The 14,888-nt window shown below is 58.6% G+C and carries 12 protein-coding genes and 2 tRNA genes; 4 read left to right on the forward strand and 10 right to left on the reverse strand.

The genetic code is table 11. The features are described 5' to 3' along the window. Nucleotide 1 precedes the first annotated feature (1 nt). From pheT to uvrB, 8 genes are all read right to left on the reverse strand, one after another. Nucleotides 2–2,374, reverse strand: a complete 2,373-nt coding sequence (gene pheT, locus HKN06_11285; GenBank protein ID NNF61895.1) for a phenylalanine--tRNA ligase subunit beta — start codon at nt 2,372–2,374, stop codon at nt 2–4. Next, on the reverse strand, nt 2,374–3,387 hold the full coding sequence (gene pheS, locus HKN06_11290; GenBank protein NNF61896.1) for a phenylalanine--tRNA ligase subunit alpha: 1,014 nt from the start codon (nt 3,385–3,387) through the stop codon (nt 2,374–2,376). The genes pheT and pheS overlap by 1 nt, the downstream gene beginning before the upstream one ends. 44 nt (nt 3,388–3,431) lie before the next feature. Continuing rightward, entirely contained in the window at nt 3,432–3,791 is a 360-nt protein-coding gene (rplT, locus tag HKN06_11295) for a 50S ribosomal protein L20 (GenBank protein ID NNF61897.1), read from the reverse strand. 11 nt (nt 3,792–3,802) lie between these two features. Next, complete coding sequence (gene rpmI, locus HKN06_11300) at nt 3,803–4,000, reverse strand: 50S ribosomal protein L35 (protein ID NNF61898.1); 198 nt, start codon at nt 3,998–4,000, stop codon at nt 3,803–3,805. A 71-nt stretch (nt 4,001–4,071) separates the two neighbouring features. Next, the gene (gene infC / locus HKN06_11305; GenBank protein NNF61899.1) at nt 4,072–4,596 is read right to left on the reverse strand and encodes a translation initiation factor IF-3; all 525 of its coding nucleotides are present in this window, start codon (nt 4,594–4,596) and stop codon (nt 4,072–4,074) included. A 3-nt stretch (nt 4,597–4,599) separates the two neighbouring features. Beyond that, nucleotides 4,600–6,525 (reverse strand): threonine--tRNA ligase, encoded by a 1,926-nt coding sequence (thrS, locus tag HKN06_11310; GenBank protein ID NNF61900.1) that lies wholly within the window; start codon nt 6,523–6,525, stop codon nt 4,600–4,602. Nucleotides 6,526–6,583: 58 nt separating this feature from the next. Then, a tRNA-Val gene (locus HKN06_11315) sits at nt 6,584–6,658 on the reverse strand. A gap of 58 nt (nt 6,659–6,716) precedes the next feature. Beyond that, a complete protein-coding gene (gene uvrB / locus HKN06_11320) occupies nt 6,717–8,843 on the reverse strand; it encodes an excinuclease ABC subunit UvrB (protein NNF61901.1) in 2,127 nt (708 codons plus the stop codon). Here uvrB and HKN06_11325 point away from each other — a divergent pair. Together HKN06_11325 and HKN06_11330 are read left to right on the forward strand one after the other, a co-directional pair. Then, nucleotides 8,836–10,017, forward strand: a complete 1,182-nt coding sequence (locus HKN06_11325) for a pyridoxal phosphate-dependent aminotransferase (protein ID NNF61902.1) — start codon at nt 8,836–8,838, stop codon at nt 10,015–10,017. The genes uvrB and HKN06_11325 overlap by 8 nt on opposite strands. Nucleotides 10,018–10,075: 58 nt before the next feature. Beyond that, nucleotides 10,076–10,151: transfer RNA gene (locus HKN06_11330), tRNA-Asn, on the forward strand. 59 nt (nt 10,152–10,210) lie between these two features. Here the strand turns inward: HKN06_11330 and HKN06_11335 are convergent. Next, entirely contained in the window at nt 10,211–12,808 is a 2,598-nt protein-coding gene (locus tag HKN06_11335) for a hypothetical protein (protein ID NNF61903.1), read from the reverse strand. Nucleotides 12,809–13,047: 239 nt separating this feature from the next. Here HKN06_11335 and HKN06_11340 point away from each other — a divergent pair, with 239 nt between their 5' ends. Continuing rightward, on the forward strand, nt 13,048–13,638 hold the full coding sequence (locus HKN06_11340) for a hypothetical protein (protein NNF61904.1): 591 nt from the start codon (nt 13,048–13,050) through the stop codon (nt 13,636–13,638). A 119-nt stretch (nt 13,639–13,757) separates the two neighbouring features. Beyond that, nucleotides 13,758–13,913, forward strand: a complete 156-nt coding sequence (locus HKN06_11345) for a hypothetical protein (GenBank protein NNF61905.1) — start codon at nt 13,758–13,760, stop codon at nt 13,911–13,913. Nucleotides 13,914–13,983: 70 nt separating this feature from the next. Here HKN06_11345 and galU read toward each other — a convergent pair whose 3' ends face one another. After that, a complete protein-coding gene (gene galU, locus HKN06_11350) occupies nt 13,984–14,886 on the reverse strand; it encodes a UTP--glucose-1-phosphate uridylyltransferase GalU (protein NNF61906.1) in 903 nt (300 codons plus the stop codon). Nucleotides 14,887–14,888 lie beyond the last annotated feature (2 nt).

The raw sequence follows: 14,888 nt of genomic DNA on the forward strand, positions 1-14,888 counted from the left end.
GTCAGTCTCTTATTTTTGCGTTAAGGTCCTTGACCAGGCCGGTACTCACTGCTGCTACAGCCGAGTCCGCCTCCCCGTCAGTTAGAGTGCTGCAATAGTCCTGTAGAATCAAGCCTAAAGCGACACTTTTTAGCCCGGAATCTACTCCTTGATCGCGATAAACATCGAATATTTTGATTTGACGTAATACCTCGGGCGCATGCTTTTTCACACACGCCAGCACGGATGCGGCGCTGACAGACTCGTCCAGAAACAGAGAAATGTCGCGTCGGACCGCTGGATACCGTGAAATCCCCCCACTGACCGGAATCTTCGCACGGAATGCGTCGTCCACCAAAATCTCGAACAGAAATGGCGGTTTGGCCAGCTCCAGCGCGTGCTGGTGTGCCGGATGCAGCGCTCCAAGCCAACCCACAACAGCATCACCGCGGGTGATGCGGGCCGCCTGACCTGGGTGCAGGGTCGGATGGCTGGCCGCCTCGAAAGCGAACGCGCCAGGCTCGCCGGTCAGCTGCAGCAGCGCCTCGACCTCGCCCTTGGCATCAAAGTAGTCGACCTCCTCGCCGCCCGCGCCCCACTGCTCCGGGTAGCGCGTGCCATAAACAAGACCAGCCAGGCACTTTTCCTGTTTAATTTCCGTGTCTTGTGGGATATATCTCAAACCAATCTCAAATATACGTGCACGCTCCTGCTGCCGGCTCAGGTTTCGCCTCAGCGTATCCAGCAGGCCGGGCAACAGCGACGTGCGCATGACTGACTGTTCCGACGAAATCGGATTACTCAGGGCAAGCGCGTCGGCACCGGGATCCAGCAAGGTCTGCAACCGCGGATCGATAAAACTGTAGGTCACCACCTCGCGGAAACCCCGCGCCATCAGCAGTGACTCAAGCTCGCGTTCCGGTACCCGCGTTTCGCTATCGGGTCGGGCCGGCAGCTGCTCTGTGGCATCGGTCTCGGGGATCCTGTCGTAACCGTAGATACGCGCGACCTCTTCGATCAGGTCAGCTTCAATTTCAATGTCGAAGCGAAATGCCGGCGGGGTCGCATGCCAGCCCTCTGCGTATTCTTCGACGGTCATTTCGAGGCGCTGCAGTATTTCGCTCACGTCGCTGTCAGGTACGTCGATACCCAGCAGGCGGTGCAGCTGTGAGCGGCGCAATGAGACAGCGTCTCGTGCCATCTCGCCACCCGTGTCGGTTAATTCGGCAGGCCCGGGTTTTCCACCGGCTATTTCCAGCAACAATTCGGTGGCGCGCTCGACCGCAGCCAGCTGGCCACCCGGCATGACGCCGCGTTCAAACCGGTGCGAAGCGTCGGTGTGCAGGCCGAATCGTCGTGCCCGACCCGCGATAATCAGCGGTTCGAAAAAAGCCGCTTCAAAAAAGACATCGACGGTGTCATCGCGCACCCCGGTGTCCTCTCCGCCCATGATTCCTGCCAGGCCTTTCACGCCGGAGGCGTCGGCAATGACCAGCACGTCCTCGTCCAGCTTTACATCGCGCCCGTCCAGCAAGGTGAGCTTTTCACCGGGCTGTGCGCGTCGTACGTTGATACCACCATCGAGCGTGCGCAAGTCGTAGCCGTGCATCGGCTGACCGGACTCGAGCATCACATAGTTGGTGACATCCACCACCGGCGAAATCGGCCGGATGCCACCCCGCCGGAGCCTTTCCTGCAGCCACGCAGGCGTGCTCGCCGCCGGATCGATCCCGCGAATGATCCGGCCGGCAAATATCGGGCAACCGGCGCCCTCGGCAAGCGTGACCGGAAACACATCATCCACCGCCTGTGGAACGGCAGGCGTACTGATAGCGGTAACATCCAGACGATTGATGACGCCCACTTCGCGGGCGATGCCGGCCATGCCGAGGCAATCGCCCCGGTTCGGTGTCAGCTCCACTTCTATAATGTTGTCGTCGAGCTTCAGGTAGTCGCGGAACGGATCCCCGGGCCTGCCCTTGCCGGCCAGCACCATGATGCCATCGGCGTCATCACCCAGGCCCAATTCCCGCGCCGAACAGATCATGCCGTTCGACTCCACGCCGCGCAGCTTCGCCTTACGAATTTTCAGGTCGCCCGGAAGCTTTGCTCCCACAATAGCCACCGGTACCAGCTGGCCTGCCGCGACATTTGCCGCGCCACAAACGATATTCACAGTCGCGTCGCCTGTATCGACCTCACAAACGCGCAGCTTGTCGGCATCCGGGTGTGGTGCGACGGCTTTCACACGACCCAGCACCACCCCGCTGAAGTCCGGCGCAGCAGGATCAATGGCGGCTACCTCGAGCCCTGCCATGGTCAGTTGCGCGGCCAGCTCCGTGGTATCGACTGGCGGATCCACCCATTCGCGCAGCCAGGCTTCGCTGATGCGCATCAGAACTGCTCCAGGAAACGCAGGTCGTTATCGAAAAACAGGCGCAGGTCGTTAACCTGGTAACGCAACATGGCGAGTCGTTCGACGCCCATGCCGAAGGCATAGCCCGTGTATTTTTCAGCATCCACGCCGACATGCTCGAATACTTTCGGGTGCACCATGCCGCAGCCGAGAATTTCCAGCCAGCCGGTCCTGGAGCAAATACGGCAACCGCTGCCGGAACACATCACGCATTCAATGTCGACTTCGGCCGATGGCTCGGTAAAAGGAAAATACGACGGACGTAACCGCATCTTCAGGTCACGTTCAAAAAACCGTTGGGCAAAACCGTGCAGGATCGCCTTCAGGTTTGCGAAACTGACGTTCTCGTCGACCAGCAGTCCTTCAACCTGGTGAAACATCGGCGTGTGAGTCAGGTCCGAGTCGCACCGATAAACACGCCCCGGTGCGATCAGCTTCAGCGGCAACTCGCCCGCCTGCATCGCTCGTATCTGCACCGGCGAGGTATGCGTGCGTAACAGCAGGCCGGAGGGGAAATAGAAAGTGTCATGTGAGGCACGAGCCGGATGGTGCGCCGGAATATTCAGCGCCTCGAAGTTATGGAACTCATCCTCGATTTCCGGCCCTTCGTGGATATTGAAGCCGATCCCGCTGAATATCCGCTCGATACGCCGCATGGTCCGCATCACAGGATGCGGACCGCCACCCGGCTGGCCACGACCCGGCAGTGTTACGTCTACGCGGTCGGTCTCCAGCTTTTTCTCCAGGACGGCAGCTTCGAGCTCGTGGCGACGCGCTTCAATCAGCGTCGCAATCTCCCGTTTTGCCTGGTTGATCTGCTCACCTGCCGCCGGGCGTTCTGCCGCCGGCAGTTTGCCGAGCTGTTTCAGCTGCGCGGTCAGCTCGCCCTTGCGGCCGAGCAGCCGTACCCGGACCTGGTCGAGTTCCGCCAGGTCGGTTACGGACGCTATTGACTGCTTTGCCTGCTCGACCAGGCCCGCAAGATCGTTCACCGCTATCCCCAAAAAGCCGGCCACGCTGGCCGGCGCGGCCCGATTCAGCCAGCCAGGCTTGCCTTGGCCTGCTCGGCGATTGCCCCGAATGCCTCCGGGTCATGCACCGCGATATCCGCGAGCACCTTGCGGTCGATCTCGATATCGGCTTTTTTCAGGCCATTGATCAGGCGGCTGTATGAAAGACCGTGCCCACGCGCAGCGGCGTTGATACGGGTGATCCACAGCTGGCGAAACTGGCGCTTGCGCTGGCGTCGGTCGCGGTAGGCGTACTGCCCGGCCTTGATGACTGCCTGCTTTGCTACACGGTAGACCTTGCGGCGCGCACCGTAGTAACCCTTTGCCTTGTCCAGTACTTTCTTGTGACGTGCCTTGGCAACGACACCACGTTTTACTCGTGCCATGTCTGTTCCCCCTAGCTGTACGGCAGCATGCGGCGTACGGCTTTGACGTCGCTCTCTGCCACCTGCAGGGTGGCACGCAACTGGCGCTTACGCTTTGGCTTTTTCTTGGTAAGAATATGGTTCAGGTGCGACTGCTTGCGCTTGTAGCCACCAGAACCAGTGCGACGGAACCGCTTCGCGGCCCCGCGATTGGTCTTCATCTTCGGCATTTTCGTGCTCCTTCAATTAGCCGCGGCACGACAACCTATGCGTGACGGGCGAAACGCAGCCGTAGCTGCGCTTACTTTTTCTTTGGCGCTATCACCATGACCAGCTGGCGGCCTTCCATTTTTGGATACTGCTCGACGGTGCCAAGATCTTCGAGATCTTTCTGGACCCTATCGAGCATGGCCCGCCCCAGATCCTGGTGCGCCATCTCGCGACCGCGGAAACGTAACGTAACCTTGGCCTTGTCTCCACTGCTCAGGAACTTTGTCAGGTTCTTCAGCTTTACCTTGTAATCACCGTCGTCCGTTCCCGGGCGAAACTTAACTTCCTTGACGTGAATCTGCTTCTGTTTCTTGCGTGCTACCTGCGCCTTCTTCGATTCTTCGAAGAGGTACTTGCCGTAGTCCATGATGCGGCAAACCGGTGGTTCCGCATTCGGTGAAACTTCTACCAGATCCATCGCGGCACTTTTCGCCAAGTCACGGGCCTCTTCGATAGTCATAACGCCCGCCTGCTCTCCGTCAGAGCTAATTACACGCACACTCGGCGAAGTAATTTCCTGGTTACGTTTTGCTCTCTTGGCTTTAGGTGCTGCTATGTTTCAGTCCTCCAAACTAATGCGGCCGCGGCGCGCGCAATCTTCGGCCAGGCGCCCGGCAAACTTGTCTGTCGACATGCCGCCAAGGTCCTCGCCACTGCGCGTGCGCACGGCCACGACTTTGTCCGCCTGCTCCCGGTCGCCAACGACCAGCAGATAGGGGACGCGTTGTATCGTGTGCTCGCGGATTTTAAGCCCGATTTTTTCGTTTCTCAAGTCAGTTTCGACTTGAAAACCCTGTTTTTTCAGGGATTGCGCCACTTCTTCAGCATAGGCTGCCTGGCGGTCGGTAATGGTCAGGACCACCGCCTGCACCGGAGCCAGCCAGGGAGGCAGTGAACCGGCGAAATGCTCGATCAATACGCCAATAAAGCGCTCCAGTGAGCCCAGAATCGCCCGGTGCAGCATGACCGGCACCTGGTGTGAGCTGTCCCGGTCGACGTATTTGGCCCCCAGCCGGGCCGGCATGGAGAAGTCCAGCTGCACCGTGCCCAGCTGCCAGACCCGGCCAATGCTGTCATGCATGAAAAAATCGATTTTCGGCCCGTAGAAGGCCCCCTCGCCCTCCTCGACCCGGTGTTCCAGGCCAATCTGCTCGAGGGCCTGAGCCAGCGCCTGCTCCGCCTTGTCCCAAAGCGCGTCCTCACCGACCCGCTTTTCCGGGCGGGTGGACAGGGCCACCGAGACGTCGTCGAAGCCAAAATCGGCATAGACGCTCATCAGCAGCTCGATAAACCCGGCAACCTCCTGCTGGATCTGGCCCTCGGTGCAGAAGATATGCGCATCATCCTGGGTGAAATTGCGCACCCGCATCAGCCCGTGCAGCGTGCCGCTGGCCTCGTTTCGATGACACGAACCAAATTCCGCCATGCGGATTGGCAGGTCGCGGTAGCTGTGCAGGTGCTGGTTGAATATCTGCACGTGGCACGGGCAGTTCATCGGCTTGATGGCGTACTGCCGGTTTTCCGAACCGGTGGTGAACATGTTCTCGCCGTACTTGCCCCAATGCCCTGATTTTTCCCACAGGCTGCGGTCGAGGATTTGTGGCGTGTGTACTTCCTGGTAGCCGGCCTCCTCCAGCCGGGTACGCAGGTAGTCCTGGATTGTCCGGTAAAGCCGCCAACCCTTGTCGTGCCAGAACACCATCCCCGGGGCCTCGGGCTGGGTATGAAACAGGTCGAGCAGCTTGCCAAAGCGCCGATGGTCGCGCTTCTCGGCCTCTTCCAGACGGTGCAGATAGGCCTTCAGCGCATCCTTGTTCGGCCAGGCCGTACCGTAAATCCGCTGCAGCATTTCGTTGTTCGAATCACCGCGCCAGTAGGCGCCGGCAAGCTTTGTCAGCTTGAAGGCTTTTATTCTTCCGGTGCTCGGCACATGTGGCCCGCGACACAGATCTTTCCAGTCGCCTTGCCGGTAGAGGCCAATCTCCTCATCTGCAGGGATCGCCTCGATTATTTCCGCCTTGTAATGCTCACCCTCACTGCGGAAGTACGCGATCGCCTCGTCGCGTGCCAGGACTTCCCGCTGTACGGGCAAATCTGCCGCGGCAAGTTTCTTCATCCGCGCCTCGATCTTTTCCAGGTCTTCCGGTGTAAACGGGCGTTCAAACGAAAAATCGTAATAAAAGCCATCGTCGATTACCGGGCCGATGGTGATCTGCGCCGACGGAAACAACTCCTTTACCGCCTGTGCCAGCAGGTGCGCAGTTGAATGCCGCAGTACTTCCAGCCCGTCCTCGTCCTTCGCGGTGACGATTGCCACTTCGGAGTCTTCGTCGATGACGTGCGAGGTATCGACAAGCTGTCCATCGACGCGGCCGGCAAGCGCCGCGCGCGCCAGCCCGGGACCAATGTCTGCGGCCAGGTCTGCGACAGACACCGGTGTATCGAAACTTCTTTTGCTGCCGTCAGGCAGTGTCAGTACCGGCATGGGATTGGTCTGTAATGGCGCAAAAACTAAGGGGCGCAACAGCGCCCCACGGTGAACCTGGTAGGCGCGGGCGGGATCGAACCACCGACCACTACCATGTCAAGGTAGTGCTCTACCACTGAGCTACGCGCCTCAAGGGCGGTACAAGATACCGGAAGCCCCCGTTCGGCGGCAAGTGGCCGCTGCCGTCCTCAGCCGGTACCGGTTTTGGCCTGCCGCCGGGTGGGGCTGCCGGCTGTGCCGCCGGGCAAGCCCAGGCCGTAGCGGCGCACCCGTTCTATTTCATCCCGCAGCCTTGCGGCATCCTCGAACTCCAGGTCGCTGGCGTGCTTGTACATCTGCTGTTCCAGCCCGTCGATGTGCTGCTTCAGCTCACCCGCACTCATGCGCTGGTAACGGGCCATTTCCTCGGCCACCTTGCGCGGGGTGCGCCGTCGGGGATCATGCGCAGCGTGCGCACCCTCCATTATGTCGGCCACCGCCTTGTTGATGGACTGCGGCGTGATGCCATGCTCCTTGTTATGCGCCACCTGCCTTTTGCGCCGCCTGTCAGTCTCGTCGATGGCCCTCTGCATCGACCCGGTCATCCTGTCGGCATACATGATCGCCCGGCCATTTATGTTGCGCGCCGCCCGACCGACCGTCTGAATCAGTGAGCGATCCGAACGCAGGAACCCTTCCTTGTCGGCATCGAGGATCGCAACCAGTGATACTTCCGGCATATCCAGGCCTTCGCGGAGCAGATTTATGCCGACCAGCACATCAAATTTACCCAGACGGAGGTCACGGATAATCTCTGTGCGCTCAACGGTATCAATGTCCGAGTGCAGATAACGTACCCGCACGCCATGTTCACGCAGGTATTCGGTCAAATCCTCCGCCATGCGCTTGGTCAGTGTCGTTATCAGCACCCGCTCGCCATTTTCGACTGTCGCATTGATTTCGGACAGCGCATCGTCCACCTGCGACGAGACCGGGCGCACCTCCACGACGGGATCAACCAGCCCGGTGGGCCGCACCACCTGCTCGACGGTATTGTCGGCATGCTCGCGCTCGTACTGGCCGGGCGTGGCCGACACAAAAATGGTCTGCGGCGCCAGGCGTTCCCACTCATCGAAGCGTAGGGGCCGGTTGTCGAGCGCCGATGGCAAGCGGAAGCCAAATTCGACCAGCGTTTCCTTACGCGAACGGTCGCCGCGAAACATCGCGCCAAGCTGGGGCACCGTGGCGTGACTTTCGTCGACTATCAGCAAGGCGTCGTCAGGCAGGTAGTCGTACAATGTAGGTGGCGGTTGACCTTCCGCGCGGCCGGACAGGTAGCGCGAGTAGTTTTCGATGCCCGAGCAGTACCCGAGCTCATTGATCATTTCGATGTCATACAACGTGCGCTGAGCCAGCCGCTGCGCCTCAAGCAGCTTGTTTGCGCTACGCAGTTGGTCCAGTCGAATGCGCAGCTCATCCTTGATCTGATCAACAGCACGCAACATCGTTTCGCGCGGCGTAACGTAGTGCGTACCAGGGAAGATAGTGAACCGCGGTATCTTGCGCACGACCTCGCCGGTCAGCGGGTCAAACAGGCTCAGTGACTCCACTTCCTCGTCGAACAGCTCTATCCGCAATGCCTCCCGTTCGTTTTCTGCCGGGAATACATCAATCAGGTCGCCACGGACGCGGTAAGTGCCCGGGCGCAGCTCTATCTCATTACGCTTGTACTGCATCTCGGCCAATGACCGCAAAATTTCCCGCTGGTCGATAATCTCGCCACGCGACAGGTGCAACACCATGCGGAAATACATCTCCGGATCGCCCAGCCCGTAGATCGCTGACACTGTCGCCACAATGATGACGTCCGGGCGCTCCAGCAACGCCTTTGTCGCCGACAGCCGCATCTGCTCGATATGCGAGTTTATCGAGGCATCTTTCTCGATAAATGTATCGGTCGATGGTACGTAGGCTTCCGGCTGGTAGTAGTCGTAATAGGAAACAAAGTACTCCACGGCGTTTTGCGGGAAAAACTCCCGCATCTCACCGTAGAGCTGCGCAGCAAGCGTCTTGTTATGCGCCATGATCAATGCCGGGCGCTGCTGTGCCTGAATGATGTTGGCCATGGTGAACGTCTTGCCGGAGCCGGTTACACCCAGCAGGGTCTGCCGTGCAAGCCCGTTTTCAATGCCTTCGAGCAGCCCGGCTATCGCAGCCGGCTGGTCGCCGGCCGGCGCGAAGTCCGCCTGCAATTTGAACTGGTGGTGAGCCATGGTTGTCTGGCTTAAGATACCCCGCTCGCATCGCAACTGACAATCGGAGCCTGACGTGAGCATAGACCTGTCGCGGAGGATCAACCGCATCAAAGCTTCCGCCACCATGGCGGTTACAGCGCTTGCTGCACAGTTGCGCGCCGAGGGCAAGGATGTCATTGGACTGGGCGCAGGAGAACCGGACTTTGACACGCCATCGCATATCAAGGAAGCAGCAATGCAGGCCATCCGCGACGGGCATACCAAATACACTGAGGTCGGAGGCACGGCAGAACTCAAGCAGGCCGTCATCGACAAGTATGCCCGCGACAACGACTTGCAGTACGTACCCGACCAGATAATCGTATCGGCGGGCGCCAAGCAGTGCATTTTTAACCTGTGCCAGATTCTGCTCGACGATGGTGACGAGGTAATCGTGCCAGCGCCTTACTGGGTCTCGTATCACGACATCCCGCGTCTTTGTGGTGCACGAGTCACCGAAATGTTTGCCGGCCCGGGACAACACTTTCGTATAACGCCAGATCAGCTGGCTGCATCCATAAGTGATCGCACGCGCCTGGTGCTGCTGAACAGCCCGTGCAATCCCACCGGGGCTGTCTATACCCGCGATGAACTGGCCGCGCTGGGCGAGGTGCTGCTGGAACACGAACAAGTTGTCGTGGCAACCGACGATATTTACGAGCATATCTGCTGGGCTGACGAGCCTTTCTGCAGTTTTGCCACAGCCAATCCGGCGTTGCGTGACCGCACCGTTGTCATCAATGGTGTGTCCAAGGCCTATGCAATGACCGGCTGGCGTATTGGTTACGCTGCCGGACCAGTTGAACTGGTCGCCGCCATGAAAAAGGTGCAGGGCCAGAGCACTACCAATGCGGCATCGGTCAGCCAGGCTGCGGCTGTGGCAGCGCTGCAGGGAGAACAGCAATGCGTAGCGGCGATGACTGCTGAATTCAGGGAACGGCACGATTATGTATTGCAGCAGCTCGAGTCCATTCCCGATGTGCACTGCGAGCCGGCCGGCGGAACATTCTATCTTTTCCCGGACATGCGGCGCCTGATACGCCGTCTCGAAATGGAAGACGACCTGGAGCTGACGCGCCACCTGCTCGACGAAGCCGGGGTTGCGCTGGTTGGGGGATCGGCCTTCGGCGCGCCGGGCTTTGTGCGTATTTCCTACGCAACTGCCCTGACCAAGCTGGAAACCGCCATGGACAGGCTCAAGGTGGCGCTTGGCTGACCGCCAGCGGTTCCTTGACTTGCCCTGATCGCACAGACAGAATGACGCGCTTCGCGCTTCCCCGGTAGCTCAGTTGGTAGAGCGGGTGACTGTTAATCACTAGGTCGTTGGTTCGAGTCCGACCCGGGGAGCCAGGTTCAGTAAGAGGGGGAATGCTGTTGCATTCCCCCTTTTTTATGCTTCTTGCTGCCGGCTACAGAACCGGACAAGCGGGCCCCGGCGGCAGCAGGAACATCTGACGCATCAGCGCCAGGTCCTGCAGGTCAACCGTGCCATCGCCGTTGAAATCTCCATCCTGATCTGTGGTCAGGAACACCTCGCGCAGAAGCGCCAGGTCCTGCAGGTCGACAAACATGTCCTGGTTCAGATCTCCGTCGCAAAAATTGCCAAAGCCGTCGCCGTCAGTGTCACGCTGAGCGGGATTGGCGACCTCGGTGCAGTTGTCAGTGCTGTCCAGAACGCCGTCATTATCCGAGTCAATGGAGCGTGGCCCGGTCAGCGTAACGGTACTGTAGTTGAGGTCTGCTTCAATTTCCGCATCGGTGAATGGCAGCCGCACCCATTGCTTGTTGGCGTACAGCGCAGTCTGGTCAGCATAATTCGGATTCTCCGGGTCGCTTGACTGCGAGTAGCTCAGCAGCGCATCAGCTACCACGCCGTCGTCATTCCAGGTCACTGTCTGCATATAGCTGTTGCCGTAATTAATCGGCGAATAACCAACGCCGCTCTGCAGGTCTGCCTCAATAGTACTGAACATGCCGGACCCGTCAGCCCCGCCATGTATCGGATAACGTACGGCGTTCCTTTCGTCAAAGTGGATGTCGCCCCACACTGCATCCACCGCAATGCCATTGTCGTTAAGACGCTGGACGCCGGTCGCCAGGTACTGCATCAGCTGGTCACGAATTGCAGGGTCGGTATCGGCCAGATCACGCGGCGTGTTGACCGGGTCCGCCGGGTCGAACGGCGTTTCGAACAGAGAAAGAAACAGCGGATCGCTGTCTTGAGCAAAAATCGTCACGAGAAACTCGGCCCAGATTTGCGGGCCGACGCTGTCAGCATTCTGCTTCCTGTCCCAGTTTGCCAGCGTATTGCAAGCCAGCCCGACATCAACAATTAAGCCGTCGCCCAGATCCACCATCGGCCCGTCAGCCTGGCAAAGTGCCACAAGGTCATCCAGCAACAGCTCGGCACCGTAATTACGACTGCCAAACATCACATCCTGGAGCGTACTGAGGGTAAAGCCTGGCGCGCCAAGCCCGTCACTTCCAGCCAGTCGCTCTTCGACCATTTTCAGGCCAAGTCTCGTGCGCAGGCTGCGTGCTGACTCCTCCGTATCAAACAGTGGCGAAAAACCGGTTAACGGCGTCGCCGGATTAGTCACCCAGTGATTGTCATTCGAGTTGGTAACGTAGGTCTGGTTCTGCAGCGAGGGCAGGTTATCGCTGCCGATAATGCCCGCCTGCGGCGCACTGGGATCGACATCCCAGCGACAGGCTGTGCTACTGCCGTCGAGCACAATCAGCCCGGTCAGGGAAGCAATCTGGCCACCCGTGAACGAAGGCGTACAACTGGCAAGCTTGTCGCTGCTGACATTGGGCACTACGGAAATATCACCATAAAAGGCATTCCCGGCGCTGTCTGCCGCGACGGTATGCACCCATGGCAGGCCAAGATTATCGTTGAGGACATTGATGAATTCGTCCAGGGAACTGGCCTGGTTCATCAGCCGAAACTGCTCAATCGCACGCAGGTTGTCTGCGTTGGCATCACCCACGGCAAAGATGTTTGCCCCCAGCGCCCAGATAGAGGCGCCGAGCACGGGCGTGAAATCCAGTATCCAGCCATGAACCGAACGGTAGAAAGTGTGATCGCGGACTTCGACGCCAGTGGCAGTGGTTACCTCGATACTCACCGGGTGCTGTTCGAGCTCCATTGCCTTGCCGTTGTACAGGTATTGTGTCGGGTTACCAGGGACAAGCGGCACGTCGAACAAGGTAAAGCGCCAGGCCGGAGAAACGGTATGACTCCAGGCTACATCCTTATTGAACCCGATATTGACATAGGGCACTCCATGCAGCGATGCGCCCATTACATCCAGCTCACCGGGAATGGTCAGGTGGATCTGGTACCAGCGCAGCGGGCCGTCCCAGGGAAAGTGCGGATTACCCAGCACCATGCCCCTGCCGCTTTGTGTCGCAGTGCTGCCAAGGGCATACATATTCGATCCGAGATCCGACAGGCGACGCATGCCCGCGAACATGGAAAAATCTGCTTTTTCAATCGCCTGCTTCAGCGATCTTTCGTAACGCTTTTCACCAGCCTTTGATCTTTGCGCCCCGGGTGGTTCAGCCGAACGAATGAGCGAAACCAGCTCCCCTGCGCTGCCACGCAGGATCAGCTTGTAGAACACCTTGAGCATGTCACGTGCGGTGATTGGCCGTACCCATCCCTGATCACGACAGTCTGCAGGCAGATTGGCCAGTCCGGTATCGGCCAGGTAGCGGTTGTAGCCGTCGGCATAACCCGCGGCCAACTCCCGACCCTGCTGGCTTGCTGCAGCATAGAATTGATCTATGAAATCTTCATTGTTTACCAGGGTGTAGAAAAAATCCTGGTCGACACGCCCGGGGCTGTCGCCGAAGTGGAATGCCTGCCGGCCGTTGGCCTCAACCACCTCTCTGGCCAGAACACAGATATTGTGGCTGGCGTAAACGTAGCCATACCCATAACCAACACTCCCCCAGTCATCTGCCTTGATGTGGCTGATGCCGTACGATGTAGTTCTCACCTCCGAGCTGTAGTCTCCAACAGCTACGGCGCTGACCGGAAGCGATACTGAAAATAATGCCGCACACAGGCGTAACCAGAAATTCATATACATCCTCCGCGCAGCTGGTCAGCTCAAACCATTGCGTCTTATTTTCAGCCTGCAGGCTGCAAGCCGTCCCCTTCCAACCATCTTGGATGAGGCGCGCACGGAGTGTCAATTTCCTTGTGCTATCGCCGCGACGTAGCTAAGGTCAGCGCGTGGATTTCAGGTCAATTAAACATATTGCCGTCCTGTCTGCGCTGCTTTACAGCATGGGCGCCGGCGCCGAGACAGCACGCGGCTACTTCGAACTGGCGGGTTCACTTTATAACCCGGACTGGGAACTTCGTGAAAACGCCACCGGGCTGCGGCTATCCGGTGCCTGGCTGGTAACCGACAAACTGCGCATTCGTGGTACCTACAATACCGCAGATACTGATTTCGTCGATCTGCCGATACGCGAACTGCGTGGCCTGCCATTTGGCAACTGGCGTGAGGCAGGTGTCGCTTATGTTCATCCGGTCGGCAGCAAAACCAGGCTCGATCTGGAGCTTTCATACCAGGGCGTCGAACTGGCAGGCGATATCGAGTCCGGCAGTGGCGTAAGTGTTGGTATTCAACATATTTTTGACCAGCGTTTCAGCGGTTCACTTCGCTTCGGCTGGTTTGACCTGGACGGCAGCGACACGCGACTTACCGGGGAACTGCTCACGCAAATCGGTTCAAACGTTGCGCTGGTAACACGAATTGATGACACCGCTGGTTTTGATTTCACCTGGTATGAAGTGGGCCTGCGTTTCCGATTCTGAAAACCCTCATTGACATAAAACTTTCTTTATGAGTTTTTCACACATTGTGATCATCATCACGGCAGACTGCAAAAGCAATCCCTACACTGGCGTCCACTCGAAACAGGAACCACTGGGCAATGAGCGAAGATCACATCAAGACAGTTGTAATAGATCAACCGCTGGATCATCGCGCAGATGATCATGCGCATGAAGAGCCAATGCCTGAAAACTCAGATGCGCAGCAGCAGGATAACTATGCACCAGGTCCGCCACCTCCTTCGTGGCTGAGCTGAATACGCCGGAAATACCCTGCAACAAAAAAGGCGCCACCAGGGCGCCTTTTTTTATGCGGCTCGATGATTGCTAGCGACTGGCACGCTGTTTCTGGTTCAGTTGATCCGCTACTTCCAAAATATAGTCTGCAAACTCAGATCCCAGTGCATCATGATTGAGGGCGTAATCCACAGTCGCCTTCAGATATCCCAGCTTGCTGCCGCAATCGTATCGCACACCTTCAAATTCATAGGCGAAAACCGGTTCCTCACGCAGCAGCATGGCTATGCCGTCGGTCAGCTGGATCTCGCCGCCTGCGCCACGCCCGGTCTGGCTGAGCATCTCAAAGGTGCGTGGTGACAGAACGTAGCGGCCCACGACACCCAGCCGGGATGGTGCCTCGGCCGGTTTTGGCTTTTCAACGATCGCATTCAATTGACCGACACGGTCAGTCATCTCCTCCACTTTTACGATACCGTACTTGTCGGTCTCGTCAGCCGGTATCTCCTGCACGCCAATGACGCTGCCCTGGCGTTTCTCGGCAACATCGCGCATTTGCCGCAGACACGGCACGTTTGCATCGATCAGGTCATCTGCCAGGTGCACATAGAAATACTCGTCACCCACAATCTTGCGGGCACACAGCACAGCATGCCCGAGACCCAGTGGTGCACTCTGCCTGATGTAGATACAGGTGGCGCGCCCGGGGGCAATTTCGCGCACAGCCTCCAGCAAATCATGCTTGCCGGCAGCCTCCAGTTCCTTTTCCAGCTCGCGGTTGGAATCGAAATGGTCTTCTATCGCTCGCTTGGCACTGCCAGTTACAAAAATCAGCCGTTCGGCGCCGGCCGACAGGGCCTCCTCAACCGCATACTGAATGAGCGGCTTGTCGACGATCGGCAGCATTTCCTTCGGGCTGGCCTTGGTAGCCGGCAGAAAGCGCGTTCCGCGGCCGGCTACGGGGAATACAGCCGTTTGTATCTTTTGAGCCACAA

This window comes from Gammaproteobacteria bacterium (assembly GCA_013003425.1).
GTDB lineage: Bacteria > Pseudomonadota > Gammaproteobacteria > Steroidobacterales > JABDKV01 > JABDJB01.

Coding starts and splice junctions, on each gene's coding strand:
- uvrB (NNF61901.1), bottom strand. CDS start 8,843: ATGCTCACGTCAGGCTCCGATTGTCAGTTGCGATGCGAGCGGGGTATC.
- pheT (NNF61895.1), bottom strand. CDS start 2,374: ATGCGCATCAGCGAAGCCTGGCTGCGCGAATGGGTGGATCCGCCAGTC.
- rplT (NNF61897.1), bottom strand. CDS start 3,791: ATGGCACGAGTAAAACGTGGTGTCGTTGCCAAGGCACGTCACAAGAAA.
- HKN06_11345 (NNF61905.1), top strand. CDS start 13,758: ATGAGCGAAGATCACATCAAGACAGTTGTAATAGATCAACCGCTGGAT.
- thrS (NNF61900.1), bottom strand. CDS start 6,525: ATGCCGGTACTGACACTGCCTGACGGCAGCAAAAGAAGTTTCGATACA.
- rpmI (NNF61898.1), bottom strand. CDS start 4,000: ATGCCGAAGATGAAGACCAATCGCGGGGCCGCGAAGCGGTTCCGTCGC.